This is a genomic window from Pseudomonas sp. FSL W5-0299 (assembly GCF_005930655.1).
Classification (GTDB): Bacteria; Pseudomonadota; Gammaproteobacteria; order Pseudomonadales; family Pseudomonadaceae; genus Aquipseudomonas; species Aquipseudomonas mandelii.
The window spans coordinates 398,907-412,212 of record NZ_RXHX01000002.1 but is presented as its reverse complement, the minus strand read 5'-3'; the positions used below and the strand labels follow the sequence as shown (position 1 = coordinate 412,212).

The window sequence follows — 13,306 nt, the reverse complement described above, 5'->3', positions numbered from 1 at the left end:
GAGCCTTAGCGAGGGGCCGGACGCTTGGGGCGAGACTTTTTGGTTCCTTTTGTGGCGTTTGACAAAAGGGACTCGCCGTAAGGGCGAAACCGCCAGCCGCCGTTACCGCAGAAACGGATATGTACCCGGCAAACAAGAACCTGGTCGGCTATCAGGCCGCCAAGTCCAAGATGAAAAGTCAGTACCCGTTCGACCCGAAATCAACCTGAAAATCAAACCCGGTGACCCGCTCAACACCCGTTTCAATCTGCCCATCCGGCAACAACCGCAACCAGCGATACCCCGGTGCCTGCTCTCCAACCTTGAAATCATCACTCCCAGGCTCAAACTGAATGCAAGTCGAAGGCGAAGCAATCAACCGCACCCCTTTGCGCTCCTGATCAACCTCCTGATGCACATGCCCCCACAAAACAGCACGCACCTGCGGAAAGCGATCCAGCACCGCAAACAAGGCCTCAGGATTACGCAAGCCGATAGGCTCCATCCACAAACAGCCGATCAACACCGGATGATGGTGAAAGCAGACCAGATGATGCCGCTCCGGCGCCTCACTCAACGAACGCGCCAGCAACTGCAACTGCTCATCCTGCAAATAGCCCGGCACCGACCCCGGCACCGCCGAATCCAGCAAAGTCACCCGCCAGTTACCGAGATCCACCACTTGCTCCAGCAACGCACTTTGCACCGCCGCCTCGGCCATGATCCGCGGTTCATCATGATTGCCAGGAATCCAGCGCGCCGGTGCATCGAGCTGCCGGGTCAGGTCGCGAAACAGCTGATAAGACTCCAGCGTCCCGTCCTGAGACAGATCACCGCTGGCAACGATCAGGTCAATCTGCGGCTGCTGCAGGCGCACCAGCTCAATGACCTTTTGCAGGCTGTCCCGGGTATTCATGCCCAGCAACTTCCCGTCCGCTTCGGCAAACAGATGGCTGTCGGACAGTTGCACCAGCAACGCCGAATCGGCGGTGGTCAATGTGGATACGCTCGGCAAGGCGTTCTCCCAGGCTGAATCACGGGATTGGATGAGTGCCGCAATTATGCTGGGGGACGATCAAAAGAGGAAACCTGTGAATCTGACGCAGTTCACACTCAGCGCACAACGGCGTACTCATGCCCACACGCCAGACAATGGCTCAGCCATTCACCCAGGAACATATTCAACTGGGCCTTTTCATCCGGCTGATGCATTGAGGCATTCGGGTAAGGATAGATGCCGCGAAAGCGTCGTGCATGTTCGGCGCTGACCACTTCGGCCATGCACGCATCGTGGTAGACCTGCACTTCCAGTTGCGGCACCGGCAGCCACGGCAGGCTATGTTCCTGGCGCACTTGCAGGGTCGTGGTGTACGGACAGACCTGCAGCACTTCGAGAGCCAGTACGCCGAGCATCTGGTCGCCGTGGGTCACGGCAATTCGCCGTGCCTCGGGTTCGTTGCGCATGTCCGGCAGCAGTCGCATGAGGCGCGCGTAGTTGGCCTCGCAGGAGGCTTGCAGCCCCACGAGGTCCACCCTGTAACGATCGCGCAGCTTGTTTACGACCATAGCCCCCTCACTTCAGCGCGGTTCAAGGCCAACCATTGCAAGGCAATGATGCTTGGCGCGTTGGCAATACGTCCGTCGCGGACGGCCTGCAAGGCATCTTCGAACGCCCAGACCGTAACGCGGATATCTTCTGCTTCTTCCTCCAGCCCATGCAGGCCGCCGACTCCGGTGCTGTCGCAACGCCCCAGGTACAAGTGCACAAATTCGTTGCTGCCGCCCGGCGATGGAAAGTATTTGGTCATCGGCCAAAGCGCCCCGAACACAAGCCCAGCTTCCTCCTGCGCCTCGCGGTGAGCAACTTCTTCCGGCACTTCATCCTTGTCGATCAGACCGGCGACCAGCTCGATCAGCCACGGGTTGTCGGTCTTGCCCATGGCGCCCACGCGAAACTGCTCGATCAGCACCACTTCATCGCGCTGCGGATCGTATGGCAACACGCACACCGCATCATGGCGAACAAACACTTCACGATTGATCTCGCGACTCATGCCACCGGCAAACAACTCATGGCGCAAGTGCACACGATCGAGCTTGTAGAAGCCCTCGTAGCACTTTTCGCGCCGAACGATATCAACGGCGGTCGGAATGGCGTTGGCAAAATCAGTCATGACAATCCTCGTTTACTGCAAATCCATGAAGAGGCTCCAACCTCGACTTCGCGCCATCCTAACGCGCCCGCGCCGTTTGATGCAGCCCCTTTCCCGTCAGCGAGATAGACGGTGAGGGCGAAACCAACTCTAATTAGCTTAGTGGCGAACTGACTGCTTCGTTGAGAGTCGAAGCGGATAACTTTTTGCCTTTCCCTGTTTTACGAAGGACGCCCATGTCGCTTTTTAAAATCGCCTCCGTGGCCGCAATCGCCCTGACCCTGGGTGCCTGCCAGAGTTTGTTCCAACCCAACTACCGAGCTCCGCTGGAAACTACCCGCGACGCCACCGAAACACTGAAACCGGGTTGCACGACGCCTGACTGCCCGCTAGTGAACATCGATACGCTGCGCTTCCCGGCCGAGCCTCAGCTTGACGGTATTGTCGAAAAGCGCCTGTTGCAAATGACCCGCACCTCGCCCGAAGCCCCTGCGGCACCGACGCTGGCGGCCTATCGCGATGAGTTTTTGCGCACCGCTGGCCCGCGTAACAGCAGCTACCTGCAAGCCAAGGTACGTGAGCAGCATGACGGCTTGGTGATCGTCGAATTTTCCAGCTACCTGGACACCGGCGGCGCACATGGCACACCAGGCCGCGGCTTCATCAACTATTCGCGCCAGCAGCATAAAGTGCTGACCTTGTCCGACATGTTGGTGCCGGGTCAGGAAGAGGCGTTCTGGAAAGCCGCGCAAGTGGCGCACAACAGCTGGCTGATCAGCACCAAGCTCGATCAGGAACCGGAGTTCGTGAAGCAGTGGCCGTTCCAGAAAACCCAGAATGTGGCGCTGACCTACGGCGGGGTGATCCTCAAGTACGAAGTGAGCACCATCGCGCCTTACGCGCTGGGCCACGTCGAACTGAAGATCCCCTACCCGCGCCTGAACGGTATTCTCAAGCCCGAGCTGTTTCCCGGCCGTAACTGAAGGCCCGGCCCAGCACTAGCTGGAGCAACCCTGCCAGAATCAACGACGGCAGGGTTGCGCCGATGTCCGGATACAGATTGGCCAACAAATGATAGGTGCTCACCCCGCCCAACCAGGCGAGCAGCGCCGGCCAGCGCAACGCGGCTGACGCCACCTGAGCACTGCGTTTGCGCAGAATGAAGTGATCCACCAGCACCACGCCGAACAGCGGCGCAAACACCGAACCGATCAACAGCAGGAAGTTCTGGTACTGCGCCAGTGGCGCCAGGCACGCAATCAGTGTGCAAATCACGCCGATGGCCAACGCAAGATGCTCGACTTTCAAGCGCAACAGAATTCCGCTGGAGACAGCCGCCGAGTGAATGTCGGCGAAGGCGTTTTCCGACTCGTCGAGCAGAATCAGCAGCAGCGGAATGCCCAGGCCTGCACCCGCCAGTGCCAACAACAAGGCATTCACTTCACCGCTCGGCGCGAACGCCAGGGTGTAGGCCACGCCGAGGCTCATCAGCCAGAAGTTGCCGATAAAGAAGCCAATCGCTGTACCGCCGAACACGTTTTTCGCACGCTTGCCGAAGCGTGAGTAGTCGGCAATCAGCGGCAGCCACGACAGCGGCATCGCAATGGCAATGTCGAAGCCCACGGCGAAGGGCATCGAACCGTCACCGGCCTGTGCCCACAACGCGGTCAGATCGGCCTTGGCGAACAGGTTCCAGGTCAGCCAGATGCACGCGGCCAGCAGCAGCCAGATACCCCACTTGCGCAGGATTTGTCGCACGAACGTCAACGGACCGCTGACGGCCAGCAAGGTCGCCAAACCACCAAAGAACACGGTCCAGAGCAGCGGATTCGACAGCAGGCTGCCTTCGCTGAACGCCCGCGCACCCAGCAAACTGGCAGCGTCGCGCATCACAATGATTTCGAACGAACCCCAACCGATCAGTTGCAGCAGGTTCAGCACGGCCGGCAGGCTCGCGCCACGTTTGCCGAGGCTGAGCTTGAGCGCGGCCATCGACGACAGGCCGGTATCGCTGCCGATCACGCCGACAGCGGCCAGCAGCAGAACGCCGACCAGCGTGCCGAGGAAGATCGCCAGCAACGAGCCGGACAGGCCCAGACCTGGCGCGAGCAAGGCGCCGGTCTGCAGCACCATCAGGCCGATGCCGAGGGAGAACCACAGGGAAAACAGATCGCGACCGCCAAAGACACGTTTGTCCATGGGCACCGCGATGTCGGGGGAATAAGTGCTGGGTTGAATGCTCAAGGGTGTTATCTCAAATAAGAGCAGAGACAAGTTGCAAGCTGCAAGCTACAAGCTACAAGTTAGAAGCAATCCGCTTCTTCTTGCAGCTTGTCGCTTGTCGCTCGTGGCTAGATTTTCTTGTAGAGCTGACTGCCTTCCTGCTTGAACCGCTCAGCCTGGTCCGCCAATCCTTGGGCGACTTCGGCGTCGACGGTTTCGATCCGTTGGTTAGCCGCGTATTCGCGGACTTCCTGGGTGATCTTCATCGAACAGAATTTCGGCCCGCACATGGAGCAGAAATGCGCGACCTTGGCCGAATCCTTCGGCAAGGTTTCATCGTGATACGAACGAGCGGTGTCGGGATCAAGGCCCAGGTTGAACTGGTCCTCCCAACGGAATTCGAATCGCGCCTTGCTCAAGGCGTTGTCGCGGATCTGCGCGCCCGGATGCCCTTTGGCCAGATCGGCGGCATGCGCGGCGATCTTGTAGGTGATGATCCCGGTCTTCACGTCATCCTTGTTCGGCAGGCCCAAGTGTTCCTTCGGCGTGACGTAGCACAGCATGGCGCAACCGAACCAGCCGATCATCGCCGCACCGATACCCGAGGTGATGTGGTCGTAGCCCGGCGCGATGTCAGTGGTCAGCGGACCGAGGGTGTAGAACGGCGCCTCGTCGCAGCACTCGAGCTGCTTGTCCATGTTTTCCTTGATCAACTGCATCGGCACGTGGCCAGGGCCTTCGATCATGCATTGCACATCGTGCTTCCAGGCGATCTTGGTCAGCTCTCCGAGGGTTTCCAGCTCACCGAATTGCGCGGCGTCGTTGGCGTCGGCAATTGAGCCCGGACGCAGGCCATCGCCCAGCGAGAAGCTGACGTCGTAGGCCTTCATGATTTCGCAGATGTCTTCGAAATGGGTGTAGAGGAAGTTCTCTTTGTGGTGTGCCAGGCACCACTTGGCCATGATCGAGCCGCCACGGGAAACGATCCCGGTGACGCGTTTGGCGGTCAGCGGCACGTAGCGCAGCAACACGCCGGCGTGGATGGTGAAGTAGTCGACGCCCTGCTCGGCCTGTTCGATCAGCGTGTCGCGGAACAGCTCCCAGGTCAGGTCTTCGGCGGCGCCGCCGACTTTTTCCAACGCTTGATAGATCGGCACGGTACCGATAGGCACCGGCGAGTTGCGGATGATCCACTCACGGGTTTCGTGAATGTGCTTGCCGGTGGACAGGTCCATGACCGTGTCCGAACCCCAGCGAATGCCCCAGGTCAGTTTCGCCACTTCTTCTTCGATGGACGAACCCAAGGCGCTGTTGCCGATGTTGCCGTTGATCTTCACCAGGAAGTTACGGCCGATGATCATCGGTTCCAGTTCGGTGTGGTTGATGTTGGCCGGAATGATCGCGCGACCGCGGGCGATCTCGTCACGGACAAATTCAGGGGTGATGATTTTCGGCACGCTGGCACCGAAGCTGTGACCGGCGTGTTGCTGGTCCAGCAGCCCGGCGGCGCGAGCCACTTCGAGCTTCATGTTTTCGCGGATGGCGACGTATTCCATCTCGGCGGTAATGATGCCTTTGCGGGCGTAGTGCATCTGGCTGACGTTGGCCCCAGCCTTGGCGCGGCGCGGGTTGTTCACGTGGGCAAAACGCAGCTTGGTCAGTTCGGCGTCGGCGAGGCGTTCCTGGCCGAAGTTCGAGCTCAGGCCGGACAGGCGCTCGGTGTCGCCACGGGATTCAATCCAAGGCGAGCGCACATCGGCCAGGCCCTTGCGCACGTCGATGATGACGTTGGGGTCGGTGTACGGGCCCGAGGTGTCGTACACAACGACAGGCGCGTTGATCTCGCCGCCGAAGTCGGTCGGGGTCACGTCGAGGCTGATTTCGCGCATCGGCACGAGGATGTCCGGGCGGGAACCCTGGACATAGATTTTTTGCGAGCGGGTAAACGGCTGAACCGATTGTTGATCGACTTGGGCCGAGTCACTCAGGTTCGTAGTGTTTTTTAGTTTTATCGTCATCACGGGCTCTCCAGACAGCATCCAGGCAGTGGAATTTTGTCGGAGCGAACCTGTAACGAATGGACGCGACCAATCAGCCATAACGAAGCCGTTGGTGCTGTGCTCAGTGCTCGAGGGGTGTTCGATTGTCGAACAACATCCCGGACGAAGCACAAGAGGACTCGCCGGGTGACGAGAAATCTTGTTCCCTACGCAGGCGCTAACCTGATCAGGTTCAACGGGATCCGAAATTATTCGATCTCAGCCTCATAGCAAGGCACCCCGACAAGAACCCGGCCAGTCTAGACACAACTGGCAAAGAACGCCAACACCGCGGTAAACACCATGATGAATGGCGCAATTACCGGATTGTTGCCGTGCTTGGCGACAATTACACTCGCCAAGCCATGCTGCGCCTTGACGCTGTATGGGCCGCGCCGTAGCCTTGGCGCTCAAATTATCAGCGTAATTTTAGGGATGGCCTCATGCTGCGCAACCTATCACTGGCCATTGCCGTGTCTTGTGCGTCCAATGGAATGGCCTGGGCAGCAGAAGCGCCCTTATCGACCAAAACCGATCTGGTCAGCGTCTACCAGGAAGCGGTGGACAACAACGCCGACCTGGCTGCCGCCCGCGCCCAATACGGTGCCCAGAAAGAAGTGGTGCCCCAGGCCCGCGCCGGGCTGCTGCCCAATCTCTCGGGCGGCGCCGAGCTCGCCAACGTGCGCACCGCGATCGATCAGCCTTCGGCCACCGCCAACCGTAACGCTCATTCCTATCAAGCGACGTTGGCACAACCGCTGTTCCGTGCCGATCGCTGGTTCCAGTTCCAGGCCGCCAAGGACGTCAACGAACAGGCCGCGCTGCAACTCTCGGCAACTGAACAGAACCTGATCCTGCAGACAGCCGAAAGCTACTTCAACGTTCTGCGCACCCAGGACAACCTGGCCTCGACCAAGGCCGAGGAAGCGGCGTTCAAACGCCAGCTCGACCAGTCCAACGAGCGCTTCGATGTCGGCCTGTCGGACAAGACCGACGTGCTGCAGTCGCAAGCCAGCTACGACACGGCACGGGCCAACCGGATCCTCGCCCAGCGCCAGGTGGATGATGCGTTCGAAGCGTTGATCACCCTGACCAACCGCCAATACAACTCGATCCAGGGCATTGTCCACACACTGCCGATCCTGCCGCCATCACCGAATGATGCCAAGGCCTGGGTCGATACCGCGGCGAAGCAGAACCTTAATTTGCTGGCCAGCAACTACGCCGTCAGTGCTGCCGAAGAAACACTCAAGCAGCGCAAGGCGGGTCATGCACCGACCCTCGATGCCGTGGCGAAGTACGAAAAAGGTGATAACGACGCCTTGGGCTTCGGCAACCCGAACGCCTTTGGCCAGCCGTATGGCGGCAACGTCGAACAAACGACGGTGGGCCTGCAAGTGAACATCCCGATCTACAGTGGCGGCCTGATCAACTCCCAGGTGCGCCAATCGTATGCGCAACTGGACCAGTCCGAGCAGCAACGTGAATCCCTGCGCCGGCAAATCGTGGAAAGCACCCGCAACCTGCACCGGGCGGTGAACACCGACGTCGAGCAGGTGCAGGCACGCAAACAGTCGATCATCTCCAACCAGAGTGCGGTGGAAGCGACTGAAATCGGTTATCAGGTCGGCACGCGAAATATCGTTGACGTGCTGGATGCCCAGCGTCAGCTGTACACCTCGGTGCGCAACTACAACAACACCCGCTACGACTACATCCTCGACAACCTGCGTTTGAAGCAGGCTGCCGGCACGTTGAACCCGGGGGATTTGCAGGACCTGGCGCGTTATCTCAAGGCCGACTACAACCCGGACAAGGACTTCCTGCCACCGGATCTGGCGAAGGCTGCGGCGGCGCAGTTGAAGGCAAATCCAACGCAGTAAAAACCGGTTCTGTGGCGAGGGAGCTTGCTCCCGCTGGGCTGCGAAGCGGCCCCAACTCCTGCAACTCGCAGTTTCCTGACACACCGAGAAAGCCGGACTGACGACTGCTTCGCAGCCGAACGGGAGCAAGCTCCCTCGCCACAGGTATCAAGTCAAGTCGATCAACCGCCCCAACCCATCCAGTAGCCGCTGCAACGCGCCTTGATTGGTGCGCATCACTTTCAACCCAGCCTCCGCCATTCGCTGCGCATCGCGCGGCAATTCGAACAGCCGCTGTACCGCCAGCGCCAGGCCTTCGGCATCCTCCACTTCCTGCAACGCCCCGGCGCTGCGCAATTGTGCGGCGATTTCGAGGAAGTTGAACAGGTGCGGGCCGCACAGCACCGGTTTGGCCAGCGCCGCCGGTTCCAGCAGGTTATGCCCGCCGTTCGGCACCAGGCTGCCGCCGACAAACGCGCTGTCCGCCAAGGCATAAAGAAACAGCAACTCACCCATGGTGTCGCCCAGCAACACCGACGTATTAGCCGTGACCGGCTCGCCGGAGGAGCGACGCACCGTGGCGAATCCCTGCTGCTGGCACAAGGCGAACACTGAGTTGAAACGCTCTGGATGACGTGGCACCAGAATCAGCAACGCATCGGGATGATTGGCCAGCAACTGACGATGGGCCGCCAGCACCACTTCGTCTTCACCTTCGTGAGTACTCGCGGCGATCCACACCGGGCGTTCCTGCGCCTGCCATTGCGCGCGCAATTCGGTGGCGCGCAGAAGCAATTGCGGATCGATGGTCAGGTCAAACTTGATCGAGCCGGTCACTTCGACAGTGTCCGCACGCGCACCCAGGTTAAGGAAGCGCTGAGCTTCGGCTTCGGTCTGCACCGCGAACAGGCTCATCTCGGCAAGCATCGGCTGGGTGAGTTTCCGGAAGCGGCCATAGCCCTTGGCCGAACGTTCGGACAATCGCGCATTGGCCAACGCCACCGCAATCCCGCGCTTGGCGCACTGATGGATGTGGTTCGGCCAGAGTTCGGTCTCCATGATTACCGCCAGTTTCGGCTGGACCCGATCGAGAAACCGTGCTGCCGCGCACGGCAAGTCGTAAGGCAAATAGCAGTGCTGGATGCGCGGCTCGTTGGCAAACAGGGCATGGATGCGCTCCGAACCGGTCGGGGTCATGCAGGTCACGGTAATCGGCAGCTGTGGATAACGTTGCAGCAGGGCGCGAATCATCGGCGCTGCGGCAATGCTCTCGCCCACGGACACCGCGTGCACCCAGATGCCGCCCGGCTTCATCGTCGGCAGGCCGAGGGAGAAGCGTTCGCCAATGCGTTTGGCATACGCCGGCGCCTTGCGCGAACGCAGCCACAGCCGAATCGCTACCAATGGCAGCCCCAAGTAAAACAGCGCGGTGTAGAGAGTTCTATTCATGGCGGCGGAGTTTATCGGTTTTTTCGCCGATCGCCCGCAAATGCACGGCAAAACGTTCTGCCAGCCAACGAGCCGCCGGGCCGAGGGGTTCATCGCGGCGCCAGACCAGCTCAACAACCAGCGCCGGCGGGGTCCATTCGCTGTCCAGTTCGACCATCAGGTCCTGATACGCCGGATACTGCACCACGTGCCGTGGCAGCCAGGCCCAGCCGAGGCCGCGCACCAGCCATTCGGCCATCACGTAGAAGCTGTCAGCCCGCCAGACCTGCGGACTGGCCGGCTCACTGCCGGGATAGACACTGGACTGGGTGGACATCAACAGCTGGCGGTGCTGCGCCAGTTGCTGACAATCAACGTGCGCCTGTTTCGCCAGGGGATGACGCACGCCGCATACGGTGAGCATTTCGACGCTGCCGAGCACCCGACGCTCAAGCGCTTCGGGGATCTGGTCGTGATAAAACAACAGTCCCAGATCGGCCCGACGCTCGACCAGTTTGCGCGCCACATCACCTTGAGCGGCACTGGTCAGCTGCACTTCAAGGCTGGGAAATTTGTCGGCCAGGGCTGCAAAGCTTTCGATGATCGGCTGATAGGGCATCGCCTCATCCTGAGCCACGCGCAGACGCGCTTCCTGTCCGCGCATCATCGCCAGCGCCCGACCGTTCAGGCGCTCGCACTGACGCAAGACTTCCCGCGCCTCCTCCAGCAAGGCATTGCCGGCCTCGGTGAGTTTCGGCTGCCGGCCGCTGCTGCGGTCGAACAGGCTGACGCCGAGGTCTTCCTCCAGCAGCGCAATCGAACTGCTGACCGCCGACTGCGCCTTGCGCTGAACCCGTGCTACGGCAGAAAACGAACGCTGCTCCGCTACGCTGACAAACAGGCGCAGCTGCTCCAGATTCCATTGCATGCTCATGAGTCAACCCATCTTCAGAACAGATAGGTAATGACTTTACCGCATCTGGAGAATCTCTAGAATGCCGAACTCAGACAGCAACACTTCACACGAGGATGCACCTATGACCGCTTACTACTACCTGGCCATTGCCATCTGCGCCGAAGTGATCGCGACCGTTTCAATGAAAGCCGTCAAAGGCTTCAGCACCCCGCTGCCGCTGATTCTGGTGATTGTCGGTTACGGCATTGCCTTCTGGATGCTGACCTTGGTGGTGCGCAGCGTTCCGGTGGGCGTCGCTTATGCGGTGTGGGCCGGTTTGGGCATCGTGATGGTCAGCATCGCGGCGCTGTTTATCTACGGGCAGAAACTGGATGTACCGGCGATGCTGGGGATGGCGTTGATCGTATTGGGCGTCGTCGTCATCCAGCTCTTCTCCAAAACCGCTGGCCACTGACTGTCACCCCGATCCCCTGTGGCGAGGGAGCTTGCTCCCGCTCGGCTGCGAAGCAGTCGTAAATAGCCTGATGCGGTTTATCTGAATAACCGCATCGTTAGATTTTGGGGCCGCTTCGCGACCCAACGGGAGCAAGCTCCCTCGCCACAGGTCCTGCGTATAGCCTCTGTTGATCAGCAATAAAACCTCCAATCTTCGAGTCTGTATACTGCGCCCTCGTCTTGAACACTGAGGTCGCTGCATGCCATCCGTTATTTCCACCGACGTTCTGATTGTCGGCGCTGGTGTCGCCGGCCTCTGGCTGAATGCGCGCCTGCGCCGCCAGGGTTTTTCGACCGTGCTGGTGGAAAGCGCCAGCCTCGGCGGCGGGCAGAGTGTGAAGTCCCAGGGCATCATCCACGGCGGCGCCAAGTACGCGCTGCATGGCGCCCTGACCGGTGCCTCGGAAGCCATCGCCGACATGCCACGCCGCTGGCGTGAAGCCCTTGCCGGCGACGGCGAGCTGGATCTGACCGGCGTGCGCTTGCTGTCCGAAGCCCATTACCTCTGGTCCCCTGGCACCCTCGCTGGCAACCTCACCAGTTTCTTCGCCAGCAAAGCCGTGCGTGGCCGTGTCGATCAGGTCAAGGGCGACCAACTGCCGCCGGCCCTGCAAGACAAGCGCTTCAAGGGCAAGGTTTACCGATTGGCGGAACTGGTCATCGACGTGCCAAGCCTGATTCAGCGCCTGGCCGACTTGGCCGGTGATGGCCTGCTCGCCGGTCAGAAGATCGAACCGTTGCTGGAGGCCGGGGTTCTAGTGGGCCTGAAGGTCGACGGACGTGAGATCCGCGCCCAGCGCATCGTGCTCAGCGCCGGTGCCGGCACCGCGACGCTGCTCGACGCCCTGGGGCTGAGCCAGCCCGCCATGCAGCGCCGGCCGTTGCACATGATCATCGCCAAAGGCCCGAGCCTCAAACCGCTGTATGCCCACTGCCTGGGCGGCGGCACCAAACCGCGCCTGACCGTGACCACCCATCCGGCCGCCGATGGCCAATGGGTCTGGTACATGGGCGGCGATATCGCTGAAGCCGAAGGGGTTGCCCGTGAACCCGCCGAGCAAATCGCCACAGCGCAGAAAGAACTCGGCCAGTTGCTGCCATGGATCGACCTGAGCACCGCGCAATGGGCCACCTTGCGTGTGGATCGCGCCGAACCGCTGCAATCGGGACTGACGCGCCCGGACAATGCCTTCCTTGCCGAAGAAGGCCGGCTGCTGGTCGGTTGGCCGACCAAACTGGCACTGGCGCCGGACTTCGCCGACCGGGTCATCGCGTCTTTACAGCGTGACGGCATCCAGCCAAGCCATACAGCGCCGCTGCCCGACTTGCCAAAACCACCGATTTGCGTTCCAGCCTGGGAGCAACTGCTGCCATGAGCGTAAAGACCCTGCACGACCTGCATCGCCCCCTGGGCAGCACTGGCCTGATGGTTTCGCCCCTGGGCCTGGGCACGGTAAAACTGGGCCGCGACCAAGGCGTCAAATACCCCAACGGTTTCCAGATTCCCGGCGATGACGAAGCGCGCATGCTGCTCAAACTCGCGCGCGATATGGGCATTAACCTGATAGACACCGCCCCGGCTTATGGCCGCAGTGAAGAGCGCCTCGGCCCGCTGTTGCGTGGTCAGCGTGAGGACTGGGTGATCGTCAGCAAGGTCGGCGAAGAATTTGCCGACGGCCAGTCGAGTCACGACTTCAGCGCCGCCCATACTCGACGTTCAGTGGAGCGCAGCCTGCAACGCCTGGAAACAGATGTTATCGATCTGGTGCTGGTGCACTCCGACGGCAACGACCTGGCAATTCTCAATGACAGCGAGGTCTACGCGACCCTCGCCGCGCTCAAGGCCGAAGGCAAGATTCGCGGCTTCGGTTTTTCCGGCAAAACCGTCGAAGGGGGTTTGAAGGCTCTGGAACAGGGTGATTGCGCCATGGTCACCTACAATCTGAACGAACAGAGCGAGAAGCCGGTCATTGACTATGCTGCTGCTCACGGCAAAGCCATTCTGGTCAAAAAAGCCCTCGCCAGCGGTCACGTCTGCCTGAGTCCGGGCGTGGACCCGGTGCGCGCCAGCTTCGAGTTGTTGTTTGAACATCCGGGTGTTGCCAGTGCTATTGTCGGGACCATCAATCCGCTGCACCTCGCCCACAACGTCGCGACCGTTGCCCAGGTCCTACGTAGAAACTGATGCCGCCCACGCGGCCTTAAGCAGGA

12 protein-coding genes and 1 riboswitch are annotated in these 13,306 nt (G+C 60.6%); of the genes, 5 read left to right on the top strand and 7 right to left on the bottom strand.

Translation table 11 applies throughout. From position 1 onward, the window contains the following. Positions 1-178: 178 nt before the first annotated feature. From cpdA to FHL16_RS05565, 3 genes are all read right to left on the bottom strand, one after another. On the bottom strand, positions 179-994 hold the full coding sequence (gene cpdA, locus FHL16_RS05575) for a 3',5'-cyclic-AMP phosphodiesterase (RefSeq protein ID WP_077747668.1): 816 nt from the start codon (positions 992-994) through the stop codon (positions 179-181). Between the two features lie 98 nt (positions 995-1,092). After that, positions 1,093-1,545, bottom strand: coding sequence for a DUF1249 domain-containing protein (locus FHL16_RS05570; RefSeq protein WP_008153350.1), 453 nt, complete (start codon positions 1,543-1,545; stop codon positions 1,093-1,095). Continuing rightward, on the bottom strand, positions 1,536-2,153 hold the full coding sequence (locus FHL16_RS05565; protein ID WP_010464243.1) for an NUDIX domain-containing protein: 618 nt from the start codon (positions 2,151-2,153) through the stop codon (positions 1,536-1,538). The genes FHL16_RS05570 and FHL16_RS05565 overlap by 10 nt, the downstream gene beginning before the upstream one ends. A gap of 215 nt (positions 2,154-2,368) precedes the next feature. Here FHL16_RS05565 and FHL16_RS05560 point away from each other — a divergent pair, with 215 nt between their 5' ends. Continuing rightward, a complete protein-coding gene (locus tag FHL16_RS05560) occupies positions 2,369-3,115 on the top strand; it encodes an RsiV family protein (protein ID WP_010464245.1) in 747 nt (248 codons plus the stop codon). Here the strand turns inward: FHL16_RS05560 and cytX are convergent. Next, entirely contained in the window at positions 3,084-4,376 is a 1,293-nt protein-coding gene (gene cytX, locus FHL16_RS05555; RefSeq protein ID WP_010464248.1) for a putative hydroxymethylpyrimidine transporter CytX, read from the bottom strand. The genes FHL16_RS05560 and cytX overlap by 32 nt on opposite strands. Positions 4,377-4,483: 107 nt before the next feature. Then, positions 4,484-6,373, bottom strand: coding sequence for a phosphomethylpyrimidine synthase ThiC (gene thiC / locus FHL16_RS05550; protein WP_077747667.1), 1,890 nt, complete (start codon positions 6,371-6,373; stop codon positions 4,484-4,486). Between the two features lie 168 nt (positions 6,374-6,541). After that, a riboswitch (TPP riboswitch) is annotated at positions 6,542-6,647 on the bottom strand. A 190-nt stretch (positions 6,648-6,837) separates the two neighbouring features. Here thiC and FHL16_RS05545 point away from each other — a divergent pair. After that, the gene (locus tag FHL16_RS05545) at positions 6,838-8,277 is read left to right on the top strand and encodes a TolC family outer membrane protein (RefSeq protein ID WP_077747666.1); all 1,440 of its coding nucleotides are present in this window, start codon (positions 6,838-6,840) and stop codon (positions 8,275-8,277) included. A gap of 147 nt (positions 8,278-8,424) precedes the next feature. Here FHL16_RS05545 and waaA read toward each other — a convergent pair whose 3' ends face one another. Together waaA and FHL16_RS05530 are read right to left on the bottom strand one after the other, a co-directional pair. Next, entirely contained in the window at positions 8,425-9,705 is a 1,281-nt protein-coding gene (waaA, locus tag FHL16_RS05535) for a lipid IV(A) 3-deoxy-D-manno-octulosonic acid transferase (RefSeq protein ID WP_010464254.1), read from the bottom strand. Further along, positions 9,698-10,618: a LysR family transcriptional regulator gene (locus tag FHL16_RS05530; protein WP_077747665.1), complete on the bottom strand. Its 921-nt coding sequence runs from the start codon at positions 10,616-10,618 to the stop codon at positions 9,698-9,700. The genes waaA and FHL16_RS05530 overlap by 8 nt, the downstream gene beginning before the upstream one ends. 103 nt (positions 10,619-10,721) lie before the next feature. On the opposite strand from FHL16_RS05530, the gene FHL16_RS05525 reads away from it, so the two are divergent. The 3 genes from FHL16_RS05525 to FHL16_RS05515 all read left to right on the top strand — a co-directional run bounded on the left by FHL16_RS05525 (position 10,722) and on the right by FHL16_RS05515 (position 13,280). Next, entirely contained in the window at positions 10,722-11,054 is a 333-nt protein-coding gene (locus FHL16_RS05525; protein ID WP_010464258.1) for a DMT family transporter, read from the top strand. 241 nt (positions 11,055-11,295) lie between these two features. Then, on the top strand, positions 11,296-12,471 hold the full coding sequence (locus FHL16_RS05520) for an NAD(P)/FAD-dependent oxidoreductase (RefSeq protein ID WP_077747664.1): 1,176 nt from the start codon (positions 11,296-11,298) through the stop codon (positions 12,469-12,471). Next, positions 12,468-13,280 carry an aldo/keto reductase gene (locus FHL16_RS05515; protein WP_077747663.1) on the top strand — a complete coding sequence of 271 codons (813 nt, stop codon included), beginning with the start codon at positions 12,468-12,470 and terminating at the stop codon, positions 13,278-13,280. The genes FHL16_RS05520 and FHL16_RS05515 overlap by 4 nt, the downstream gene beginning before the upstream one ends. Positions 13,281-13,306 lie beyond the last annotated feature (26 nt).

Excerpts from the sequence above, each read along its gene's own strand:
- FHL16_RS05570 (WP_008153350.1), bottom strand. The coding sequence starts at position 1,545 with ATGGTCGTAAACAAGCTGCGCGATCGTTACAGGGTGGACCTCGTGGGG.
- FHL16_RS05565 (WP_010464243.1), bottom strand. The coding sequence starts at position 2,153 with ATGACTGATTTTGCCAACGCCATTCCGACCGCCGTTGATATCGTTCGG.
- FHL16_RS05560 (WP_010464245.1), top strand. The coding sequence starts at position 2,369 with ATGTCGCTTTTTAAAATCGCCTCCGTGGCCGCAATCGCCCTGACCCTG.
- thiC (WP_077747667.1), bottom strand. The coding sequence starts at position 6,373 with ATGACGATAAAACTAAAAAACACTACGAACCTGAGTGACTCGGCCCAA.
- FHL16_RS05545 (WP_077747666.1), top strand. The coding sequence starts at position 6,838 with ATGCTGCGCAACCTATCACTGGCCATTGCCGTGTCTTGTGCGTCCAAT.
- waaA (WP_010464254.1), bottom strand. The coding sequence starts at position 9,705 with ATGAATAGAACTCTCTACACCGCGCTGTTTTACTTGGGGCTGCCATTG.
- FHL16_RS05530 (WP_077747665.1), bottom strand. The coding sequence starts at position 10,618 with ATGAGCATGCAATGGAATCTGGAGCAGCTGCGCCTGTTTGTCAGCGTA.
- FHL16_RS05525 (WP_010464258.1), top strand. The coding sequence starts at position 10,722 with ATGACCGCTTACTACTACCTGGCCATTGCCATCTGCGCCGAAGTGATC.
- FHL16_RS05520 (WP_077747664.1), top strand. The coding sequence starts at position 11,296 with ATGCCATCCGTTATTTCCACCGACGTTCTGATTGTCGGCGCTGGTGTC.
- FHL16_RS05515 (WP_077747663.1), top strand. The coding sequence starts at position 12,468 with ATGAGCGTAAAGACCCTGCACGACCTGCATCGCCCCCTGGGCAGCACT.